The organism is Syntrophorhabdales bacterium (assembly GCA_035541455.1).
Taxonomy (GTDB): domain Bacteria; phylum Desulfobacterota; class Syntrophorhabdia; order Syntrophorhabdales; family WCHB1-27; genus JADGQN01.
On record DATKNH010000071.1, the window covers coordinates 1 to 21,092 of the forward strand.

Here is a 21,092-nt window from a genome sequence, read left to right on the forward strand (position 1 = left end):
TTTATTTGGTTGCGGGGGCAAGATTTGAACTTGCGACCTTCGGGTTATGAGCCCGACGAGCTACCTGACTGCTCCACCCCGCTGTTAGGTAAACAAGATACCGTTTTAATTTTCGGAAGTCAACATGAAAACCGTGCCGGACACTACGAGAGCTTCTGTTTCAGGATGTTCAATCCTTGCTCAAGCAAACCTCCTTCAGGCACCTTCCCGTCCGGTGTGAGCTGATCGATCAGATGAGGCAGCACTGTGGCAAGCCCGTTTGCAGCTTCTGAGCTGGACATACCCAGGATACCGGCAATCTGCTGAACCTTGTCGCTGCCTACTATGTTTGCAATTGCCTCCCCGGAAATGGCCTGGTTTTCCCCTTGCCCGATCCACGAGGAGACCGCATCGCCAAGACCTTTGCTTTTGAACTGTTCGATGAGCCCTGTGAGCCCACCCGTTCCAGGATTATTCATAAGACCCAACGCGTGCTCCACAAGGCCACCCTGGCCCGAACCGCCCAGGACCGCGCCCGCCGCTGTCTTCACCAATTCATCCAAAATGCCCATGATGACCTCCCCTCTGGATGGCACACACGAGAGCAGAGAAACTGCTGACAATGGTGGCTCGTGCGATCGTATGGAGCCACCATTGTCAGCGCTCTACAGCGGTGTGCTACTTCTTTGCTTTGGGTTCTGGTTTCTTGGGCTCGCCTTTTTTGCCGGCGTCTTTAACCTCTATAGTAGCTGCCTTCATCGTGTACTCAATGGTCACCTTGGAGCCTACCTTGAGATCGCCTGTCACCTTTGTGGCCGCATCCTTGGCGATTTCCCACTTCTCACTACCTTTCTGCACGGTGATGGTATCGTCCTTGATTTCCAGGACGGGGCCTGTCACCTGGTAGGTTTTTGGACCTGCTGCGAAGAGAAGCGCCGGAAAGAGTACCAGAACAGCTGCAACAATCAACATCCTTTTCATAAAGCTTACCCTCCTTTTGAGATAGGATTGCACGTAGCCCTTAAGCTACGTTAAAAAGCCTGCGTTCAAGCTAGTCCACCGTAATATGATCCTTGATCTTGTCAAACGTCCCCTGCTTGATGCCTTTAACCTTCATGATATCCTCTATCTTCTTGTAGGGCCGTCCGTCGATTATCGCCTGCGCTTTCACAGAGCCTATCTCCGGCAACGCATCGAGCTGCTCCTTGCTGGCGGTATTGATATTCACCTTCTGCCCCGGTGCAAGCTTTGCCGATGCTGCACCGGAAGTTTTTGTCGGTGCTTTTTGCGGCGCGACTGCCGGTGATGGAGCAGGAGCCGGTGCTGCTGCTTTGGGGGCCGCAGGAGCCGCTTCAACCTTTACGCCGGAAGGCGGCGCCGGTTTCTTCTCAGGAGCGGCACTCGGAGCCGCGGCGGGCTTACCAACTGTCACGAATGGCTTTATACCTTCAATCGTCTTTTCTGGGACCCCGGCTTTCGAGAGATCGGCAACGGAACTGTACGGACGTCCCGCAATGATCTTCTTTGCTGTGGCTGGCCCAACGCCTTTGAGGCCTTCCAGTTCCTTCTCTGACGCCGTGTTCAGGTCGAGCAGAGGCTTCTGCGCCTGAGCATAGGCCGCACCCGCCGTTACCATCAGCACGAATGCGAACAGAACAGCGGAACGACAGAACCAACCAAGCCTGTCTCCTGCCCTCCCAGCACTTCTTGCCTTTGTCATTAGCATGGTAACCCCCTTTTTCCCGTTGTTGTGTGAATTCCAGGCTGCTACTCTTTTCCAATCAATTTATATCTGAGGGGAATTATGTTGTCAAACAGTTTTACAAGAACCTCAGCGCACATGTAAGCGCGTCATACACAGTCTTTCAATCGTGTCTCATGGCGCGTGCCAATAGGTCACTCGAGCTCTTTAAGCGTGTAGAGCAGGCCGCTCGACAAAGCGGTGAACATTCCAACGAGAAATATACCGATTCTGAAGCTCCAATAATCACCTGAGAGGCCTACCACGTATGGCACCACGCCTGTTCCGAGTATGCCGATGCTGACAACAAAGCCGGTAGCGTGTCCCCTCTGATCCCGGTCGAAAAGCTTAGCCAGAGCCACAAACCCCACAAGGAAGAAAGTCGGCGAGATGCAGGCCTGCAGAAACAAAAAGAGGGGTGTCCATCGCACGCTGCTTATCGCGAGGAGCATCGTCAGAATGCCGGTGGATGCCACCAGAAAGAAGCAAGCTCGCTTCAAGCTGAACCGGTCGACGAAGAAGCCGCTCACGATGGTGAGGATTGCGCCGCCGAGCCTGGAAAACCCAAAAATAGTGTTTGCATAATCGATGTTCAGTGAAAGCTCCTTCACAAGGTAAAGAGGGATTACCAGGTAGAGCCCGATGTTTGCTCCGGCAGAAAATATCCAGAGGATGCCCATGACCCAGATGGCCCTCTGCTTGAGAAGGCTTCCAATGAAAAAATGTTTCTCTTTGCCGAGTGTTACTTCATCGGTAACGAAGTAAAACAAGAGACCACAGAGAAGAAAGACTATTCCCGGCAACACAAATACTGCCCGCCATGGAAGAAGCGAGAGGATTCCGAGTGCTATGAAAGGGGCGGAAAAGACGCTGACCGACGGTGCAGAGCCGTGGATACCGATGGCTTTGCTCCATAGTCGCTCCTCATAATGATCGGTGATAAGAGGCATGACCGACGGCATGTAAACACCGAGCGCCACGCCGAGGATGAAAGCCAGAACGTAGTAGACTTCAAAAGTTCTCGCCAAGGAGAAGAGCAGCATGGTGACGCCCGACAGGATGGTAGACAGGAGAATCGATTTTTTCGGGCCCAGAAAGCTTGCCACTGTTCCGGCAAAGAATAGAGACAATCCATAGCCTATTCCGCTCACCGCGAGGATCGAGGCTGCCCTGCCGTGAGTGACGACGAATTCGTCTTCAATAAGTGGAAGCACGGGTGAGAAGATGCTTCTCGCTGTAAACGTCATGAACCAGACAAACCAGATGAACATGAGAAAGAAAAAGGCTTTACCGCGAAGCGAATCGAATTTTTTCACGGTTGCACTCGCTCCTCCAATCCTTTGACAAAGTAATAAAGACCGGATGAGAGCGCAGTAGCGATGCCGAGCACCAGAAAACCGAGCCTGAAGCTGACCAGATCCCCGCAGAGGCCCAGGAAGTAAGGAATCACAGCGGTGCCGATCACACCGAGTGTCACAATGAAACCGACTGCCTGCCCGCGTGTTTCGCGCTCGCACATTCTTGAAACAGCCACGAGAGAAACAGGCGGGAATCCTGCCGCCACACTGGCCTGAACAAATAGAAATATTTTCAGCCACCACAGGTCTTTGATCGCTACCAGCGCTGTGAATATGCCCGTCAAAAGAACCAGCACGAAAGCGATCTTCCTGGCGCGAAAACGGTCAACGAGGAACCCTGCCGTGATGCCGATCACGGCCGCTCCTATTCGCGAGATGCCGAAAACCGTGTTGGCGTATTTAATGCTGAGCGAGAGTTCCTTGGACAAATAGAGCGGCACCACGAAGTAGAGGCCCATCGTCGCCCCTGCCATGAAAATCCAGATTATCCCGATAAGCCAGAGGGATTTTGACTTCAGGACCTGGCTTGGGAAATACGTGCTCTTTCCGCCGACCGTCACTTCTTCCGAGACAAAGTAAAAGATTGCGGCAGACAGAAAATATGCTCCTGCAATGGCATCCAGCATGTACCGCCATGGCAAGATCAACAAAAGAATGACCGCGATGAAAGGGATGGCGGTCATGCTCAGCGCAGCGCCCGAGTCATGGACGGCAATTACTCTGCCCCAGAGTTTTTGATCATAGTACTCGGTCAGAAGCGGTATGGCAGCGGGCAGATACATGCCGGTGGCAAGACCAAGGAGAATACCTATTGGATAGAACAGATCGAACGTCTTGACCAGCGATGCTGCAACGCATGCCAGTCCAAGAAATGAGAGCGACATACAGACCGATTTTCTCGGGCCGACCAGCCTCGCATAGACTCCGGAAAAGAAAACCGAAGCGCCGTAGCCCACACCGATGAAGAGAAAGATACTGGTTGCCCGCGCGTGCAGGACGTGGAATTCGTCCTCGATGAGGGGCAGTATGGGCGACAGCACCGTTCTCCCCATGAAATTCATGAACCAGAGGAACCAGACGAAGAGAAGGAATGCGAGTGCTCTTCCTCGCAATGTGTCGAACCGTGCCACGAGTCTCAATCTACCCCAAGTGGAAGAATCTCTGCAATCAAAAATTGGGCCGTTTTGTTGAGAATAGAAGCACTATATGATAGACTCCAGCGATCTCACTTATGCCTTTCAGGAGGGAGAGTATGGAACTGCTGACGGCCATACGGGAAAGAAGAAGCGTAAGGAAGTATAAGAGCAAACCCGTGCCGGAGGAGATTCTCGCGGAAATCCTTAACGCTGCGAGACTTGCCCCTTCCTGGGCCAACACACAGACGTGGCGTTTCATCGTAGTGAAGGATCAGCAGGTTAAACAGCAGTTGCAGGAGACAATGAGGCCTGTAAACCCTTGCAGGGAAGCCTTTCTGCAGGCCCCGATTATCATCTGCGTCGTGTGCCAGAAAGGTCAGGCAGGCTGCAGGCAGGGAGAAGCCTTAACAAACAAAGGGGATACCTGGTACATGTTCGACGCAGGCCTCGCAATGGAGCACCTGGTGCTCGCCGCTTGGGATCAGGGCTTGGGCACGTGCCACGTGGGCTCCTTTGACGCAGCCAAAGCTGAAGAGATTCTCGGTGTGCCCCACGGTTATGCGATTGTGGAAATGACGCCGCTCGGTTACTTTGATGACCAGCCTGAAGCGCGGCCACGCAAACCCCTTGACGAAATCCTCTATCTCAACAAATACGGAGAAGCCTACACAAAATGAATGTACCCCTCATCGACCTCAAAGCCCAGTACAAGAAAGTAGAACGCCCGATTCTGAAGAAGCTCAAAGAAATTCTGTCCGAGCAGCGGCTGATACTTGGGAAGTACTGTTCCGGGCTGGAAGAAGCCATCGCAGGTTATGTCGGCGTTTCCCATGCGATATCCTGCGCCCACGGATCTGACGCGCTTATTCTCAGCCTCATGGCATTGGGTATCAAGGAGGGCGACGAGGTCATCACCACACCCTACACGTTTTTCTCCACGGCCAGCTCCATCCTCCTCCTTGGCGCTAAACCGGTTTTCGTCGATATCGAAGAAGACGACATGAACATCGATCCTGTGCTGATCAGGAGCGCCGTCACACCAAGCACAAAGGCGATACTTCCCGTCCACCTGTTCGGCAAAGTCTGTGACACGAGAGCCATTACGGCCACGGCAGAAAAGCATGGCCTCGCGGTCATCGAGGACATGGCGCAATCTTTGGGCGCCCGCCTGTGGGGGACGATGTGCGGGAAATTTGGCGACATAGCTGCCCTCAGTTTCTATCCGACGAAAAACCTGGGCGGCATAGGCGAGGGCGGCATGGTGCTCACCAAGCGTGATGATCTGGCGCAGCGCGCGAAAAAGCTACGCGTCCATGGCATGGGTGAGACGGTTTATCTGCATGAACTTGTAGGCATCAACAGCCGACTTGACGAAATCAAGGCATGCGCGCTCCTTGAAAAATTTCCTTTTCTGGAGGGATGGAACAAGAAACGAGTTTCCCATGCCGCTTTTTACAACAAACAACTGAAGGGGCTTCCCCTCAAGCTTCCAAGGATGGATCCTCCCGGTTCGCACATCTTCCACCAGTATGTCATAAGGACGGAAAAACGGGACGCGCTACGGGAACACCTGCAGAAGAAAGGCGTGGCAACGGGCATATACTATCCGATGCCGCTCCATCTCCAACCCTGCTTCGCCAACCTGGGATACAAGAAGGGTGATTTTCCCATCGCTGAAGAAGCGTCGCTTACAAGCCTTGCGCTGCCTGTCTTTCCTGAATTGAAGACAGAGCAAAAGGAGTACGTGGTAGCCTCTATACGCGAATTCTTCGCCTGATACTTCTTCGCCTGATCCCAGGCCCGGCCTCACTTTACGGAGGCGTCGTTTGTAAACGGTGCCTTGTTGTGAATTTCTTAAAGGCTCTTAACTCTCAGAGATCCCTCACAGCCACGGCGTGCTGTTGCTAACTGGCAAAGATGCTTTATATTTCTCGAAAGAGGAAGAAAGGGGGGGGACATATGAGCGCCGACACTATTAAGATTCGAATCATGAAGGTTGCCGATTTCAACGCTGTGGTTCGTATTGACGAGAAGGTAATGAAAGTGCCCCGGACGGAGTATTATAAATTAAAGTTTGAAGAGCTTGTCCAATCCACGGACCGTCTACCCACATCACTTGTGGCCGAGCGAGAAGATGGAACGGTGGTAGGCTTTGTTATGGGAGCGCTCTTTATTGGAGAATATGGTATTTCCCGTGATGCAACGCTGGATACTATCGGTGTCGATCCTGACTACCAGGGCAGAGGCGTCGGTAAGCAATTGATGACAGATTTTATGGATCACTTGAGAGCCCTCGGCGCTCAAAAGGTAAACACCCTGGTGGACTCAAATGACGCAAAAATGTCGCATTTCTTTAAGAGTCACCAATTCGGGCCCTCTCAAACAATTAACCTGGAACGAAGCTTGCTCAGGTAAGGTATTGGTGATGGATCAGGAAGGACCCAGCTGGATTGTCACCATCCTGTCCAGCAACAGGTATTTTCGCGCCGCCTCATCCACGTCTTGCGTCGTCACGTTATTGATAAGGGCCGGCCAGCGCCTGTAGTGATCAGCTTTTAGCCCATACATAGTATCGAGGCACATGCTGGAGACGATGGCGCTGTTGGTCTGCATGCGCGCCCGCTGGTTCCCGGTAAGGTATTTGCGGGCGTTGGCAATCTCTTCTTCTGAAAAGCCCTGCTCACAAATCTCTTCTATTTCATGCACCACAACCCTTTTCACATCCTCGACGTGCTTCTGATCTGTTCCGATGTAAATGCCGAGAGCACCGGTTTCGTACGCCATCTGGTTGAAAAAGGTAACCGCGTACGCGTAAGGTCGCTCTTCCCTGAGCCTCTTGTGTATCCTTCCTCCCATGCGCGAAAGAGCTCCATTCATTACTTCAACGGGGTACCTGTCTGCGGAGACTACACCGGGGCCGAGGAACGCAAAGATCATGTGGGTCTGAAAAATCTCCCTGTTTACAAGATGTTCCTTGCGCGAAGCTTCGTGAAGAACCGCTTCCAACGTGTGCACTCCACCGCCCCATCGACTGAAGATTCTTCTGGCGCGTTCTTCTGTTTCCATCAGATCTATGTTCCCGGAAATTGCGAGCACGGCAGATCCGGGGCTTACGTATGTTTTGTAGAGCGTCGTAATCTCGTTGCGGGTAAGCCCAGTCACATCTTCGGCTGTGCCTGACACGTCCTTGCCGTAGGGGTGTCCCCCGTAGAGCACCTTGTGCATTTCCTTGAAAGCGACTGAAACAGGCTCGTCATCCTTTTGCCGTATTTCAGAGAGCACGTCCTCCTTGACTTTCCGGAGTTGCTGGCCGGACATCGCCGAATCCGTGATGAGATCTTTAAGCAGAGCGAGGGACTCTTTCAGGTCCTTTGAGAGGAATGTTCCGCACAGCGCAAAAATGTTTTTCCCTGCGATGGGGTCGATGGAGCCTGCCAGCACATCAATCTCGCGGGCTATAGCCTGGGCGTCTTTCTTGCCCGTGCCTTTGAGCAGCATCCTGGAAAGAACATTAAAGCATCCGTTCTTGCGGGCGGCTTCCTCTTTAAGGCCGCCGACAAATCCCATCATGTAAGAAACGCTCGCACTCGCAGCGTTCCGGTTGAGTACGCAGGTGAGCCCATTCTTCAGCTCAAACGTACGCGGGTTAAGCCTGCCTTCGTGGCGATTCAGCGTCATGCGTATACCTTCTAGCGCTTATTGCTGCCTGGCAACAAAACCACCAGGTTTCTCTCCACACCTGTCACATACTCGCTCAGCACGTGTTTGACGTCAGCCTTTGATACGCGGCCCAGTTCCTCCAGGTAGCGGTCCGGAAAATGTGCGCTACCCGTTATGGTGGCGTAGTATCCTATTTCCTGGGCCCGTCCCTGAACTGTCTCGGACGCATAGACGTGAGAGGCACGCACCAGGTTCTTAGCTTTCTCGAACTCCCACGTATCAATCGACCCTGTCGAGATCTTTTTCAATTCTGCGTCGATGCCTTTCAGAACCGGCTTCTCATCCGTCTCATTGAACGTGGCCATGATAATAAAGAGACCATCTTCTTTCGGCGTAAAGAGGTAGGTACCCGCGTTCGTAACAATCCCTTTCTTATGCTTCAGCGTAGCCTGGAGACGGGAACTGTCGCCATCCCCGAGAATCTTTGCGAGAATCTCCAACGCTGGTACATCCTTGTGCACGATCGGAGGAATAGGATAGGAAAGCGCAAGGTAGCTCTCCTGCACATCCTTCTCGATCCTGCGTGCCTTGCTTGTCCTTTCTCTTGTGGGCACACTTGAAGAGGCTTCTTGTCGCTGAGCAGAATGTTGCGCAGGCGATCCTTCAAAACTCTTTTCAAGCAACGCCTTGCCTTTTGTCCCGTCAAAATCGCCTGTAATGACGGCAACCACGTTATCGACGCTGTAATGGCTGGAAAAATAGGCCACGATGTCCGGTTTTTCTGTGTTGTTTACCGTTGTCTCGAAGCCTATAATGGGTCTTCCATAGGGACGTCCCTCGTAGCTCAACGAGAAGAGCTCCTTGAAGAGCTTGCGCTGCGGATGGTCCTCGCCCATCTTGATCTCTTCTATGATGACCCCTTTCTCTTTCGCAATCTCGTCAACAGGAAAACGAGGGGCTTTCACGGCACCGGCAAGCAACTCAAGACCCGTTTCGAAGGCCTCGGATGGCACCACTACGTGATAGACCGTGTTGTCGTAGGAGGTAAACGCATTAATGGAGCCGCCCAGCGCCTCTATCTTCGGCGCAACCTCGTAACCTTCGCCGTTACCGCTGCCTTTAAAAATAAGGTGCTCGATGAAATGGGTTATACCGGCTTCCCGTTCCGCCTCGTACTTGCTGCCCACTTTTACCCAGAACTGGATCGCGACAACGCCCGCACCTTTGCGATGTTCGAACAAGCACTTCAGGCCGTTATTGAGAGTAAATGCTTTCATAAAGTATCGCCCTTTCCTGATGCCCCTCCCGCGGTGGGGAGGAGGGGCATCAGGTGCCGGGATTATTGATATGTATCGAGGCGGGACGGCCTCTTAAAGGGCCTTTCTTCCTTCCTTGAACGCAGCAATGTTCAGCTCGTGGATCTTTTTCGGAAGGAGCGAGGTGAGTGCTTCAAGCCACGTTTCTTCCTTGAATTTGAAGAAATTGGAGAAGGCACCTACGAGCACAACGTTCGCCGCACGCACATCGCCGAGTTGGAGCGCGATGTCGTTCCCCTTGATGATGTGCACATTCTCCTTGAAGAATTTTTTAAAGGTCTGCTCGACATCCGCGGGATAGGCAGCCTGCCCGAGGTTGACCGCAGGCGGGAAGACTTGCTGGTCGTTGATGATTACTTTGCCGCCGTCCCTTACCCAGTTGATGTACCGCAAGGCCTCCAGCTGCTCGAAGGAGACGAGAAAGTCCACGTCGCCGTACTTGATGAGCGGTGAGTAGACCTTCTTGCCGAACCTGAAATGGGTCGTTACGTCTCCGCCCCTCTGAGCCATGCCATGGACTTCGCTCTTCTTGACGTCGAAGCCTGCCCCGAGAAAAACCTCTGTGAGGATATTACTGGCGAGTATGGTTCCTTGCCCGCCAACACCTGAGAGCAACACATTTGTGACTACGTTATTTGTCTTCATCGCGCACCTCCTCACGCTTGTCCCGGAACTATGGCTTCAAACTTACAGATCTGGTGGCAGAGGCCGCAACCAGGGCATACCGCCCTGTTGATCGACACAACGCCCTTACGCTTCTTGCCATCTACTGTCATAGAGTCGGCTTCAGAGACCTCTTTCCAGCTTATGGCCGGGCAACCGATCTCCAGACATGCCCTGCAGCCACGGCACTTTTCCACATCGATCTGATAGTAGGGGTATTCGAATTTCCGTTTTTCGCGTCTGTGGAGCATGCACGGGCCATTGGTCGTTACGATCACAGATGCTGCGTCCCTGTTCAGCTCCTCCCTGATTGTCTCCATCGTTGCGGCCACGTTGTAAGGATCAACCGTCCGCACGTGTTCCACACCAAGGGCTTTCGCAAGCACAGGGTAATCGACCATGTTGGCCGGTTCACCGCTGGCGGTGTAGCCTGTTCCCGGGTGTTCCTGGAGGCCTGTCATGCCGGTGATCCTGTTATCACAGATGATGGTGGTCGAGTATCCCTTGTTGTACACGGTGTCCATGAGCGGGCCAATGCCACCATGCAGGAAGGTTGAGTCGCCTATCACTGCGCAGACCTTCCCGAGACCCTCCTGGCCTAGAGCCTTGCCCGCACCAAAGGCTTCGCTGATACTGCCGCCCATACAGATACAGCTGTGAAGGGCCTGAAGAGGCGGTGCGGCGCCGAGCGTGTAGCACCCGATGTCACCAAAAACGAAGGTGCCAAGTTTTTTGAGCGAGTAGAAGAGTGCCCTGTGAGAACAACCCGGGCAGAGGTTCGGCGGCCTTCTGGGCAAATCTTCCGGTTTCACCCTGAGCTTCGGTGGCTTATAGGCTTTGCCCTTGAGTGATCTCTCGACGATCTCCGGCGTGAGCTCGAACATGGTCGGGATCATGTCCTTGCCGTGCCAAATTTTGTAGCCGAGCGCCTTGATCTCGGTTTCGAGGAATGGATCCAGCTCTTCCACGATGATCACCTTCTTCACTTTCTTGAAGAAATCGGCAATCATTTTCTTGGGAAGCGGCCAAACCATGCCGAGCTTCAGATACGAGTAGCTGGGGAATACTTCCTTGGTGTACATGTAGGCAGCGCCGGAGGTAATGACACCAACGTTCTTGTCGTTTATCTCCATCTTGTTGCCTTTGAATTTGTCCGCAAAGGCTTCAAGCTTCTTCATCCTCTCTTCGACGATCGGCCTTCTTACCCGAACATTGGCGGGAACCATAACATACTTTGGCGCCTGTTTCGGGTCGAGGCCTAGCGGCACCGGCGATTCTTTCCGCTCTCCCACGACAACCGGTGAATCAGCATGGCAGACCCTGGTCTCACCTCTGAGGAGAACGGGTGTATCAAATTTTTCGCTTACGTCGAAAGCAAGCTTCATAAAATCATGGCACTCCTGCGAATCACCCGGCTCAAACATGGGAACCCTTGCAAACCGTGCCCAGTTGCGGCTGTCCTGCTCATTCTGTGAGCTGTGCACGAACGGATCGTCGCACACAACAATGACAAGACCGCCTTTGATCCCCGTGTAGGCGAGCGTCATGAACGGATCTGACGCTACATTTAGCCCCACGTGCTTCATTGATGCCATGGATCGCGCCCCGGCTGTGGCAGCGCCTGCCGCGACCTCGACAGCAACCTTTTCGTTGGGAGACCACTCTGTGTAGACCTCCTTGTATTTTGTCATCTCCGCCAGGATTTCACTGCTCGGAGTACCTGGGTAGGCCGCAGCGACTTTTACCCCTGCTTCCCACGCGCCTCTTGCGATTGCTTCATTTCCCTGTTGCATTACTTTTTTCATGCGTCCCCCCTGTGGCATAAGCCAAGGATTTGAAAATACTGAAAATTACTGTCCCAGTCCGCTTGTTCCCATCATTCACGTTTTTCTGCTATTGTGTACAAAAACCGAATCCTTGTCAAGAGAATTTCATCCGATGAGGCGGAGGGCGGGTGGTATACCGTATTCCAAAAGAACGGGTCATGGGTCACAGAATAATACCCGTGACCCGTTCTTTTGGCTACTCTTTAGCGGTGAGTGTGGCAAGCTCTTTGACAAGCGCGCACGTGGCTTCCACCCCTGCGGCAAAGGCTTCTACGGATATGCGCTCGTTGACCGAGTGCATGCTCATGAGTTCTTCGCGCGAAAGCTGTAACGGAGAAAAACCATACGCCGTTATGCCCATCTGCCTGAAGTACCGCAGATCCGTGGCGCCGGTGGTGAGCGAGGGAAGTACAGGGATGCTGCCCCTGCGGCTTTTCACTATCCGGCGTATAGTCTTGAAATAATCCGTGTCATAACTGGAGGGAATCGATTCCTCGCGGGATATGGGCACTACCTCCACACCGCCACCAGCTACATTCTGGACCTGCGCAAGAAAACGATCGTGCTGCTCTTCAGGCAGGATACGGGCATCAAAGCTGGCCTCCGACTCCGGCGGAATCACGTTGACCTTCACGCCGCCCTTGAGGATCGTGAGCGCCACCGTGTTTCTGAGCAAGGCATTATAAACCGGGTTGTTCTCCACAACGTCTCTAAAAGACTTCCTGCGGAGCGCATCCGACAAGGTCGAAAAAGTGAAGCCTTTGAACTTCTTGCCCTCAAAGAGCCCGCTCAGGTACCGGGTTGCGACCTTGTTCCGCCTGATCGGCCATTTGTGCGCAATGATCCTGTTTGCGGCGCGCACCACTTTGTCATTGGCATTGTCGCTGTGCGGCATGGAGCCATGGCCTCCTGTCCCGCTCGCCTTGATCCTGAACTGGCATATCTTCTTCTCAGCCACAGAAACCTGGGCATGCAGGACGCCGTCTTCTTCAACAATGGAGCCGCCCTCACTGAGCACAAAGGCTGCATCCGCGAGCTCATCCACTTTTTCCAGCATATAACCAACGCCTACCTGGCCGCCGGTTTCTTCGTCACCGGTGACCAGGAGTATGATATCCCTCTCCGGCGTTATGCCTTCTCGTTTGAGCGTTGCAAAGGCCATAATATGGGCAGCCACATCAGATTTCATGTCGACCGTACCCCTGCCATAGAGGTAGCCGTCTTTGATTGCGCCTTTGAAGGGGTGTTCTGCCCAGCCCGCCTCGTCAGCCGGCACTACATCGATGTGGCTCAGAAGCACAATGGGCTCACCCGCTTTCTTTCCCTTCAGCCGCGCCAGCAAGTTGCCCCGCTGTGGGGCCGGAGAAAAAATCTGAGATGCTATCCCTTCTTTTTTGAGCCACCCCTCGACAAACTGGACCGCAGCTTCCTCATTACCAGGCGGATTTGAGGTATTGATCCGTATCAGCGATCTCAGAAGTTCGAGACCCTCTTCATTTCGTTTCATAGCACACCATGTTCTTTCCTTCTCGCTTGGCCTTGTATAGATTTTCATCCGCGATCTTGATCAACGCGTTCTCGTCCATGCCTTCTCTGTGGACTGCAAGCCCTCCGCAGATCGTGAGTCGCATATGGTTCTGTTCGTACATAAACTCTGTCTCTTCTATCTTTTTCCTGAGACGCTCTCCGATAACTTTGGCCGAGTCTCCATCTGTTTCAGGAAGCAGGACGAGAAACTCCTCCCCACCGTACCTTCCCACGCTGTCAAGACTTCGGAGGCTTTCCTTCAGAATGCGCCCCACCTCTTTCAGCACGGCGTCTCCGGCGAGATGACCGTGGGTGTCATTGATCTCTTTGAAATTGTCCAGATCGAAAAGCATGATCGAAAGGTTTGAGCCATAGCGCTCCGACCTCATTACCTCTTCGGACAGTTTGGAGGTGATGAAGAAGTGCGTGTACAGGCTTGTCAACCCGTCGTTGACAGACAGGGCTCGTACCTCTTTAAAAAGCTCTATTTTTTCCAGAGTTGACGAAATGTGTGCGCAGAAGCGCTTGAATATGGATTCCTCATAGTAATCAAAGGGGCGACTCCGGTAAATGCCGGCGCAGCCATACGTCCTATCCCGCGTTGCGAGCGCTACGATCACCGATCTATAGTCTTGATCACCTTCCGGCTCGGCACCCCCTCCGTTGCTTTCAAAGATTACCTTTATTTTCTTTTCTTCGAGTAATGCTTTTCTCATCCTCCTGATGAGCGTCGAGGGAACCGATTCAGCTGCCGCAGGATTACCGGGGCTGTTTGGGTACACGTGAATCTCTATCTCATCCTGCTGCGGCACGAGCGCAGCGAAGAGTTCGAAGCTGAGAAAGTTCCTGATCAAGGTGAAAGAGTGCTTCAGCACTGTGACTGCATCTTCCGTTTCCCCGATCATCCGCTGAAGGCTCTTGACGAATTCCAACTCCAGAAGGTTGAGTTTGTCATGTTCGAATCTCTTTTCCATTTCCGCGGTCAGTTCCCGTATTTCGAGCCGCTCCATGAAATGACTCATGGCGTTGTTCACACCGTGGTAGATCTCCTCATAGCTGGAAAAAGGCTTCTTGAGGACAGCGTAGGCTCCGGCGCGCAAACATTCGAGAGCCAGCGTGTAGTCCTCCATGCCGGCCATCACGATCACCGGCATGTGCGCCTCGGACTTCCTTATTTTGTGAATCAGGTCTGTAGGCGAGGCCGAAGAGAATCCGACGTCCAGCAGGACTGCGTGGGGCTTCTTCTCTCGTATCTCTCCATCAAAGTCTATCTCGTCGGAAAACGCAAAGACCTTGATGCCGTATTCCCTGAAGAACTCTTTCAGAATGCGATTGAGTACGGTGTCATCATTCAAAATGAAAAGCTTCTTGTATCGTTCCATACCGTAGTGAAGATAAGGGGGGACGAATCCCCCCTGTCTGTTACTTCTTGCTCTTTGGTTTTTTCGCCGCAGGTTTCTTTGCTGCCTTCTTTGTCGTGCCGCAACCCTTTACTCCACATGACATCTGACCTCACCCCCTTTCAGCGCTTACTGATAAAGTGAAAGTCAACTACCGTCATTAATTATTAAATCATATTTTTCCACCTTGGTAACAAAATTCTTTCCGGTCGAATACCGGCAGATCGCATGAAACATTTTTTGTGAACCCGAGAACAGAGATCATGGAACCGAGTCCTTCCGGGTCTATCAATGCTTTTGCAGAGATCCTCTGCGAATCCGGCAGCATCATCATCTGCTCCAGGATTCCTGCTCCGATGAGAAAGCGGTACTGCTCCATCTCTCCTGACTTTGCCCACCCGCACTTGCCAAGCACGCCACCGAGATGATCGAAGTTCACGTGGTGTGTGATGTCCGCGCTCCCAAGCTCACGGAACACATCTGTTCGCATCATGAACTTTTTATAGCCCACCACGCTGCCTTCAAAGAACCGCCCGAGCGCCAGATCTTCCGAGTGATACCCGTAGTCAAAGACGAGCAACACGCCCTCGTGAAGAGCGTTACTCAGCTGCACGGCCACTTCAGCGGTTCTGGTGTTCACTTCGGAGCTCTGGTGCACATTGAGAAGCAGCGGGTACAACCCGAGGAAGGAGGCTGCCTGTGGGCTTAACGGGCCTCTCCGTTCTGTAAACCCGTCGTCGAAGTCGATGTATATCTCCTCGAGCGCGTCATCGGTCCTGGTGACACGGTGGAAAGGAAGGGCGTCAAAAAACTCATTGGCAATGACAACGGGGAAGCCCTCTATCGGCGGGAGATCATCAAGTTCGCTGATCCACCTGATGCCGGGAGTCTCTTTTTTTGTTCCTTTTTCAACGATAACGTAGTTGAGACTGTCAGACTGGCCCCGGGTTGAAAGTATCTGGCTGCCGAGAAGGCCTGAGCCACCGCCCAGCTCGATTATGGTTATTCTGTCTCTGCCGCAAGCGGCCTGGATTTTCTCGATGTATTTGCCGATGGTTGTGCCAAAAAGGGGATGGACTTCCGGAGAGGTCACATAGTCTTTACGAAGAGGCTTGCCTTCCCTGTAGTAGCCGCGTTCTTCGTCGTACAGGATAACGTCCAGGAAGGCTTCATAGGTGAGAGAACCTTCGCACTGTATCTTCTCCCTGAGCTTCTGTTCCAGTACAGGGTCGGAACCCCGGGGCACTTAGAGTTTGACCTCCACGATAGCTCTCTTCCAAAAGCTTACGGCGCCGTTCCGGTTGAACAGAACCTGCACGAGCTCCCATCCCTTGCTCCCCATTTCATTCAGAAAATCCTGCAGAAGATCCATCTGCTCCTCTAGCAGGTCCTTTACCGTACATTCCCCTTCGCTGCCGCAGGAATAGACTTTGCTGCCCTCCTCTTCCGATATGCTCTCTGCGACATTTGCCCTCTCCATTGAAAAGAATTCAATCGAATATTCGTACGTCATGGTTGACCCCCGCTCAATCATCCGGACTCGAATTGTTGTCCGGCTCACGAATTATGCTTTAATATAATACCTGACAGTCAATTTTTGAAGTGAGTGCATGCCGATCCTTCCCTGTTATCTCACGAGTGAATCAGGAAGCCTGCTGGAAGAAAAAGCAGCTCTCCTGGAGAAGAGCCTTGCCTCATGCACCCTTTGCCCCAGGCAGTGCCGCGTGAATCGGCTGGAGAGCGCCTCCGGGTACTGCAAGGCGCCCGCAGAGCTTATTGTCTCCAGTGTCTTCGCCCACTACGGAGAGGAGCAGACTCTCGTGGGAGTCGGCGGCTCCGGCACCATCTTCTTGACTCACTGCAACCTCAAGTGTCTCTTCTGTCAGAATTACGAAATCAGTATCAAAGGCGAAGGAGCACGCTTTCCACCCTATCGGTTGGCAGACGCAATGATCGACTTGCAGAAGAAGGGTTGTCACAACATCAACTTCGTGACCCCGACTCATTATATTCCCGGAATTCTGCGGAGCCTTTCCCTGGCTGTCGCTCGGGGACTGTCGATACCTCTTGTGTACAATTGCAGCGGGTATGAATCTCTTGAAACTTTGAAACTTCTGGATGGTATCATAGACATCTACATGCCGGACATTAAATTCCTGAAGCCGGAACTTTCGAAAAAATATTGTAATGCGCCCGATTATCCCGACGTAGCTAAAGAGGCAGTCAAGGAGATGCAGCGTCAGGTGGGAGACCTTGTCACGGATGAGAGAGGTATTGCCCGGAGAGGGCTGCTCATACGCCACCTCGTCATGCCCTCCCATGAGGAAAACACAAGGGACGTGCTGCGTTTCATCAGAGAAGACGTGTCTCAAGATGCTTTTGTAAACATCATGGCACAGTACCATCCTTGCCATGAGGCATTCCGCTTCCCGGACATTTCACGGCGGCCAAGCACTGATGAGTATAGTGATGCGATAGCGTACGCGCGGGAAATAGGATTAACGCGGGCGGGAGCGAAATAGTGGCCGGAACACTCTTCCGGCAAGGGTATCTGACGCGGAGCGAAAATTGACACGCCTTACGGAATTTCTATTAAGGCAGAGGAGGTCAGGATGGATCGCGTAAAAGGCAAAGTGGCTATTATAACCGGAGCTGCAGGAGGACTGGGTAGGGCTCAGGCTCTGCTCCTGGCGCGAGAAGGGGCTAAGATCGTCCTGACTGATATTATCGAAACAGAGCCCAGGGGAACCGTCGAAGAGATACGCCGTGCAGGCGGTGAAGCGATCTTTGTAAAGCACGATGTCACCAGTGAGGAAGACTGGGCACACGTCATCAACGAGACGCTTTCCTCCTTCGGGAAACTGGATGTCCTTGTCAACAATGCAGGCATTCTCATGAGTAAAGCGATCACCGATATGACGCTCGAGGACTGGCGCCACGTGACAGGCATAAACCTTGATGGCGTCTTCCTCGGCACAAAGCACGCGATAGGGGCGATGAGGAAGAGCGGCGGCGGTTCGATCGTTAACATGTCATCTGTGGCGGGACTGGTCGGCATGGGAGGCGATTCGTCCGCCTACTGCGCGAGCAAGGGGGGCGTGAGGCTCTTCACGAAAGCCGCGGCTCTTCAGTGTTCGAAGCTGGGTCACAATTACAGCATAAGGGTCAATTCTGTGCACCCCGGATTCATCCTGACACCCATGCTCGAAAAAGCCATGCGCGCTTCAAGCGCACTAACGGGATGCACCTATGAGGAAGCGAGGAAAACCCGAGAGGATGCCACGATGATCGGCCGGTTAGGCGTGCCCGAAGACATCGCGTACGCAGTTCTCTATCTCGCATCAGACGAGTCGAGCTACGTGACGGGAACCGAACTTGTCGTCGACGGGGGCTACACAGCGCGTTGAGAACGGGTCAGGGGTCACGGCCGCAAAGATTTTTATCGCAGATATACGCGGATAGAAACAGGGCGAGATGTTCGCAGATAAGCGTGACATGCGAACAGCATTGTGATACACCTTCAATGCTGTTCGCACTTCGTCGCTTCGCGAGCGAGATCCGCATTCCGCGATAGCGGATTGGGGATGGCCGGCTGTGGCGCTCTATCACACGGCCGGGCAAAAAATTAAACATCCGCGGACATCGGGGTTCTTATCCGCATTGATCTGCGATAAAGTCCTGGCGTGGGCTGTTTAAATGCCTGAGCCGAGACAGACAATGACAAAGAGCAAAGAAGACATCGACGCGGAAATACTGGGCGAGATGGACCGGATTCGGGCTGACCGGTACCCTCTGCCAGAATACAACCACATCGGCAGGCGCGGCGTGCGGCGCGTCGACGGCTACGAAAAGGCGAGCGGCAAAGCACTCTACACCATGGACGTGGCGATTCCCGGCATGCTCCATATGCGGTTCCTGACCTCTCCGTACGCACACGCGCGGATCATCAGCATGGATACGCGCAAGGCCGAGAAGCTTTCCGGTGTCCGCTACATCCTCAGATATGACGATCCCGAGTTGCCCGCATTCGCAGAACTGGGAGGCCATGGCCCGACCCGGGCTGTGGTTTTTCCCCATATAGCCCATTTCCAGGGTGAGGAAGTGGGCGCTGCCGTAGCAGCAGACACGGAAGAGATCGCCTGCCTGGCGCTCAAATTGATCGAGGTGGAATGGGAAGAACGGCCGTTCGTGCTTGAGGTGGATAAAGCGCTCGAATCAAGCGCTCCCTTAGCCAATCCTGAAGTGCATCCCGAAAGCAATCTATACAATGAGGGCTGGCACGATGTGGAGGAACTGGGCGACGTAGAGAAAGGCCTTGCTAATGCGGATGTGGTAGTGGAGTTCACCGCGAGACGCCGCCTGCACACGTGGATAGGCCCCGAGCGGCCGTGCGGGGTCTTCCGATGGAATGGTGAGTATCCCGAGGTGTGGGTCAAGCAGCAGCGGCCGCACATAGCCAAGCGCGTGATCTCCACATGGTTCGGCGGCATTCCCATGAACAGAATCCTTCTCCACTGTCTCTACCAGGGGGCAAGCTTCGGCGGATGGAGCCAGGTAGCGTGGAACATGGGCGGCACCTATTGTGCCGCTCTGATTGCGAGGCGGACCGGAAGGCCCGTCAAATGGACGTTAGCAGGCGCGAGGATTTTTATGGCGGCGAAATGGACGAAGGCATGTATCGCTTTACGGTAGGCGCAACGAAGGATGGAACGATCCTTGCGGTGAAAGGCCACGCCCAACTCTCCAACCAATACTTCCCTGTGTTTGGTTTTACGACCCATTTTCTGGAGAACACAAAGATTCCCAACGTGTACGGCCGCCTGCAGGCCCTGCAGGTGAACAAGGGAGTGAATGTTCCGACACGATGCGAACAGAACCCGAACTGCCTGAGCTTCACCCTTGTGTTCGACCACATCGCAGATGCCCTGAACCTTGACCCCGTTGATGTCGCTTTGAAGAATGACGGCTGCCACGGCCATGATATGGCGTGGCTTGAGACGCGAAAGGTTGAGATGGGGTTCTCAAGAAAAGACAGCCTCAAGGAATGCGTGGAACGGGGTAAGCTGGCCATAGACTGGGACAGCACATGGCATGCGCCCGGTACGAAGCGACTGACCAATGGCAGAATGCACGGCATAGCCTTCACATGGACCCACGAGTGGGAAGATTCGGCGGGATCAAGTGAAATAGCCATACGAATCGAGCGCGCCGACGGAACTGCAACGCTTCTCGGCATGCGATGCGATAACGGCGTCAATGCTGAGACGAGCTATTGTCAAGTTGTCGCAGACGAGCTGGGCATGCGTATGGAGGATGTTATCTACAGGGCTCAGACAGACGTGGGGTTCTTTGCCATGACGCCCGACTCTTCCACCAACATGTCTGTAAACGGCTCTGCCATCCGCAATGCAGCCCGGATATTGAAACAGCAGATTCTGGAGGCGGCCACGAAACCTCGGGGAGAAGGGCAGCGGGGCAGCTTTGAGCCGGCGTTCCCCGGGCGGGCAGCCGATGATCTCGACATCAAGGAAAGCGTGATCTTCGTCAAATCAGAGCCGTCCCTAAGAATGAGCCTCGCCGAATTCGCCGGTACGGCAGGCGTTGCCGGGCCGGTAAGCCGTGAAGAACTGGGCGGTGCTGGTCGCGCCATGTGGACGCCACCACTCTTCGCTCACAGCTTCCACGTCCAGGTGGGCGCGTATTCTCACACACGGCCAAGGCTGTGCAGGCAGACCCATTTCATGGAAGTGGAGGTCGATACGGAAACCGGCGCCGTTGAGGTGACGAAAGTGGTCAATGTGAATGACGTGGGCAAGGTGGTAAGCTGGGAAACCTGTGAGGGTCAGCAGTACGGTGGAACCATCATGGGAGTAAGCAGAGGTCTGACAGAAGAGGTGGTGTATGATCCCGCAACCGGCGTCATGCTCAACGGGAACCTGCTCGACTACAAGATAGCAACCATGCGCGACGTCGGCCGGATAGATACCATAGCAGTGGAGACAGGCATGGGCTATGGACCCTACGGACTCGTTGGTATCGGCGAAGACGTGGCTACCGTGATACCGGCACTTCTCGGCCCCGCGGTACACAACGCATTAGGTGTGTGGGTCGACGATTTCCCGATCACACCGGCGAAGGTTCTCAAGGCACTGGGAAAAGCGTAGCATGAGGGTCCACGTCAAAGTGCATGCATACCTGCGCCAGACCATCGCCGCTCCGAAGACCCTTGTCGGTGGAGAATCGTGGGATGTGGCAGAGGGAACCACTGCTGCTCAAATTGCAGAAATGCTCGGGGTACCGGGAGGGTTCCCCGTGCTCATCACGGTAAATGGCGCTTCATGCCACGATCCGGCGCGCACTCTGCTCAAGCAAGAAGATAGTCTCGTTTTATCACCCGTAATAGCCGGGGGGTAATAGTTGCACATGAACACGAAAGAAGACGCATTGACATACCCATTCAAACAGGCCACAATGTCATGACAAACA

The 21,092-nt window shown here is 53.6% G+C and carries 21 protein-coding genes and 1 tRNA gene; 8 read left to right on the forward strand and 14 right to left on the reverse strand.

From position 1 onward, the window contains the following. Positions 1-6 precede the first annotated feature (6 nt). The 6 genes from VMT71_07285 to VMT71_07310 all read right to left on the reverse strand — a co-directional run bounded on the left by VMT71_07285 (position 7) and on the right by VMT71_07310 (position 4,208). A tRNA-Met gene (locus VMT71_07285) sits at positions 7-83 on the reverse strand. A gap of 60 nt (positions 84-143) precedes the next feature. Further along, positions 144-551 (reverse strand): YidB family protein, encoded by a 408-nt coding sequence (locus VMT71_07290; protein ID HVN23758.1) that lies wholly within the window; start codon positions 549-551, stop codon positions 144-146. Positions 552-657: 106 nt separating this feature from the next. Beyond that, positions 658-960, reverse strand: coding sequence for a hypothetical protein (locus VMT71_07295; protein ID HVN23759.1), 303 nt, complete (start codon positions 958-960; stop codon positions 658-660). A 70-nt stretch (positions 961-1,030) separates the two neighbouring features. After that, complete coding sequence (locus tag VMT71_07300; GenBank protein ID HVN23760.1) at positions 1,031-1,705, reverse strand: helix-hairpin-helix domain-containing protein; 675 nt, start codon at positions 1,703-1,705, stop codon at positions 1,031-1,033. A gap of 170 nt (positions 1,706-1,875) precedes the next feature. After that, positions 1,876-3,036: an MFS transporter gene (locus VMT71_07305; protein ID HVN23761.1), complete on the reverse strand. Its 1,161-nt coding sequence runs from the start codon at positions 3,034-3,036 to the stop codon at positions 1,876-1,878. Further along, on the reverse strand, positions 3,033-4,208 hold the full coding sequence (locus VMT71_07310; GenBank protein HVN23762.1) for an MFS transporter: 1,176 nt from the start codon (positions 4,206-4,208) through the stop codon (positions 3,033-3,035). The genes VMT71_07305 and VMT71_07310 overlap by 4 nt, the downstream gene beginning before the upstream one ends. A 122-nt stretch (positions 4,209-4,330) precedes the next feature. On the opposite strand from VMT71_07310, the gene VMT71_07315 reads away from it, so the two are divergent. The 3 genes from VMT71_07315 (at position 4,331) to VMT71_07325 (ending at position 6,629) form a co-directional block, all read left to right on the forward strand. After that, the gene (locus VMT71_07315; GenBank protein HVN23763.1) at positions 4,331-4,891 is read left to right on the forward strand and encodes a nitroreductase family protein; all 561 of its coding nucleotides are present in this window, start codon (positions 4,331-4,333) and stop codon (positions 4,889-4,891) included. Then, on the forward strand, positions 4,888-5,991 hold the full coding sequence (locus VMT71_07320; GenBank protein HVN23764.1) for a DegT/DnrJ/EryC1/StrS family aminotransferase: 1,104 nt from the start codon (positions 4,888-4,890) through the stop codon (positions 5,989-5,991). Before VMT71_07315 ends, VMT71_07320 begins: the two co-directional genes overlap by 4 nt. Before the next feature lie 182 nt (positions 5,992-6,173). Next, positions 6,174-6,629, forward strand: a complete 456-nt coding sequence (locus VMT71_07325) for a GNAT family N-acetyltransferase (GenBank protein HVN23765.1) — start codon at positions 6,174-6,176, stop codon at positions 6,627-6,629. A gap of 15 nt (positions 6,630-6,644) precedes the next feature. Here the strand turns inward: VMT71_07325 and VMT71_07330 are convergent, their stop codons facing one another. The 8 genes from VMT71_07330 to VMT71_07365 form a co-directional block, all read right to left on the reverse strand. Continuing rightward, a complete protein-coding gene (locus tag VMT71_07330) occupies positions 6,645-7,892 on the reverse strand; it encodes a pitrilysin family protein (protein ID HVN23766.1) in 1,248 nt (415 codons plus the stop codon). 11 nt (positions 7,893-7,903) lie between these two features. Then, on the reverse strand, positions 7,904-9,151 hold the full coding sequence (locus tag VMT71_07335) for a pitrilysin family protein (GenBank protein ID HVN23767.1): 1,248 nt from the start codon (positions 9,149-9,151) through the stop codon (positions 7,904-7,906). 93 nt (positions 9,152-9,244) lie between these two features. After that, a complete protein-coding gene (locus VMT71_07340; protein ID HVN23768.1) occupies positions 9,245-9,835 on the reverse strand; it encodes an indolepyruvate oxidoreductase subunit beta in 591 nt (196 codons plus the stop codon). An 11-nt stretch (positions 9,836-9,846) separates the two neighbouring features. Beyond that, on the reverse strand, positions 9,847-11,658 hold the full coding sequence (gene iorA / locus VMT71_07345) for an indolepyruvate ferredoxin oxidoreductase subunit alpha (GenBank protein HVN23769.1): 1,812 nt from the start codon (positions 11,656-11,658) through the stop codon (positions 9,847-9,849). Between the two features lie 217 nt (positions 11,659-11,875). Next, positions 11,876-13,186 (reverse strand): M20/M25/M40 family metallo-hydrolase, encoded by a 1,311-nt coding sequence (locus tag VMT71_07350; protein ID HVN23770.1) that lies wholly within the window; start codon positions 13,184-13,186, stop codon positions 11,876-11,878. Next, the gene (locus VMT71_07355; protein HVN23771.1) at positions 13,173-14,561 is read right to left on the reverse strand and encodes a diguanylate cyclase; all 1,389 of its coding nucleotides are present in this window, start codon (positions 14,559-14,561) and stop codon (positions 13,173-13,175) included. Before VMT71_07355 ends, VMT71_07350 begins: the two co-directional genes overlap by 14 nt. Positions 14,562-14,778: 217 nt before the next feature. Next, positions 14,779-15,852, reverse strand: coding sequence for an SAM-dependent methyltransferase (locus VMT71_07360; GenBank protein ID HVN23772.1), 1,074 nt, complete (start codon positions 15,850-15,852; stop codon positions 14,779-14,781). Next, entirely contained in the window at positions 15,853-16,119 is a 267-nt protein-coding gene (locus tag VMT71_07365) for a hypothetical protein (GenBank protein ID HVN23773.1), read from the reverse strand. Between the two features lie 97 nt (positions 16,120-16,216). Between VMT71_07365 and VMT71_07370 the strand changes: the two genes are divergently transcribed. The 5 genes from VMT71_07370 to VMT71_07390 all read left to right on the forward strand — a co-directional run bounded on the left by VMT71_07370 (position 16,217) and on the right by VMT71_07390 (position 21,020). After that, positions 16,217-17,128 carry a radical SAM protein gene (locus tag VMT71_07370; GenBank protein ID HVN23774.1) on the forward strand — a complete coding sequence of 304 codons (912 nt, stop codon included), beginning with the start codon at positions 16,217-16,219 and terminating at the stop codon, positions 17,126-17,128. Positions 17,129-17,218: 90 nt separating this feature from the next. After that, entirely contained in the window at positions 17,219-18,013 is a 795-nt protein-coding gene (locus tag VMT71_07375) for a glucose 1-dehydrogenase (protein ID HVN23775.1), read from the forward strand. 310 nt (positions 18,014-18,323) lie between these two features. Further along, positions 18,324-19,298, forward strand: coding sequence for a molybdopterin cofactor-binding domain-containing protein (locus tag VMT71_07380; protein ID HVN23776.1), 975 nt, complete (start codon positions 18,324-18,326; stop codon positions 19,296-19,298). Beyond that, positions 19,229-20,770 (forward strand): molybdopterin cofactor-binding domain-containing protein, encoded by a 1,542-nt coding sequence (locus VMT71_07385; GenBank protein ID HVN23777.1) that lies wholly within the window; start codon positions 19,229-19,231, stop codon positions 20,768-20,770. The genes VMT71_07380 and VMT71_07385 overlap by 70 nt, the downstream gene beginning before the upstream one ends. A gap of 1 nt (position 20,771) precedes the next feature. Beyond that, on the forward strand, positions 20,772-21,020 hold the full coding sequence (locus tag VMT71_07390; protein HVN23778.1) for a MoaD/ThiS family protein: 249 nt from the start codon (positions 20,772-20,774) through the stop codon (positions 21,018-21,020). Positions 21,021-21,092: the final 72 nt, after the last annotated feature.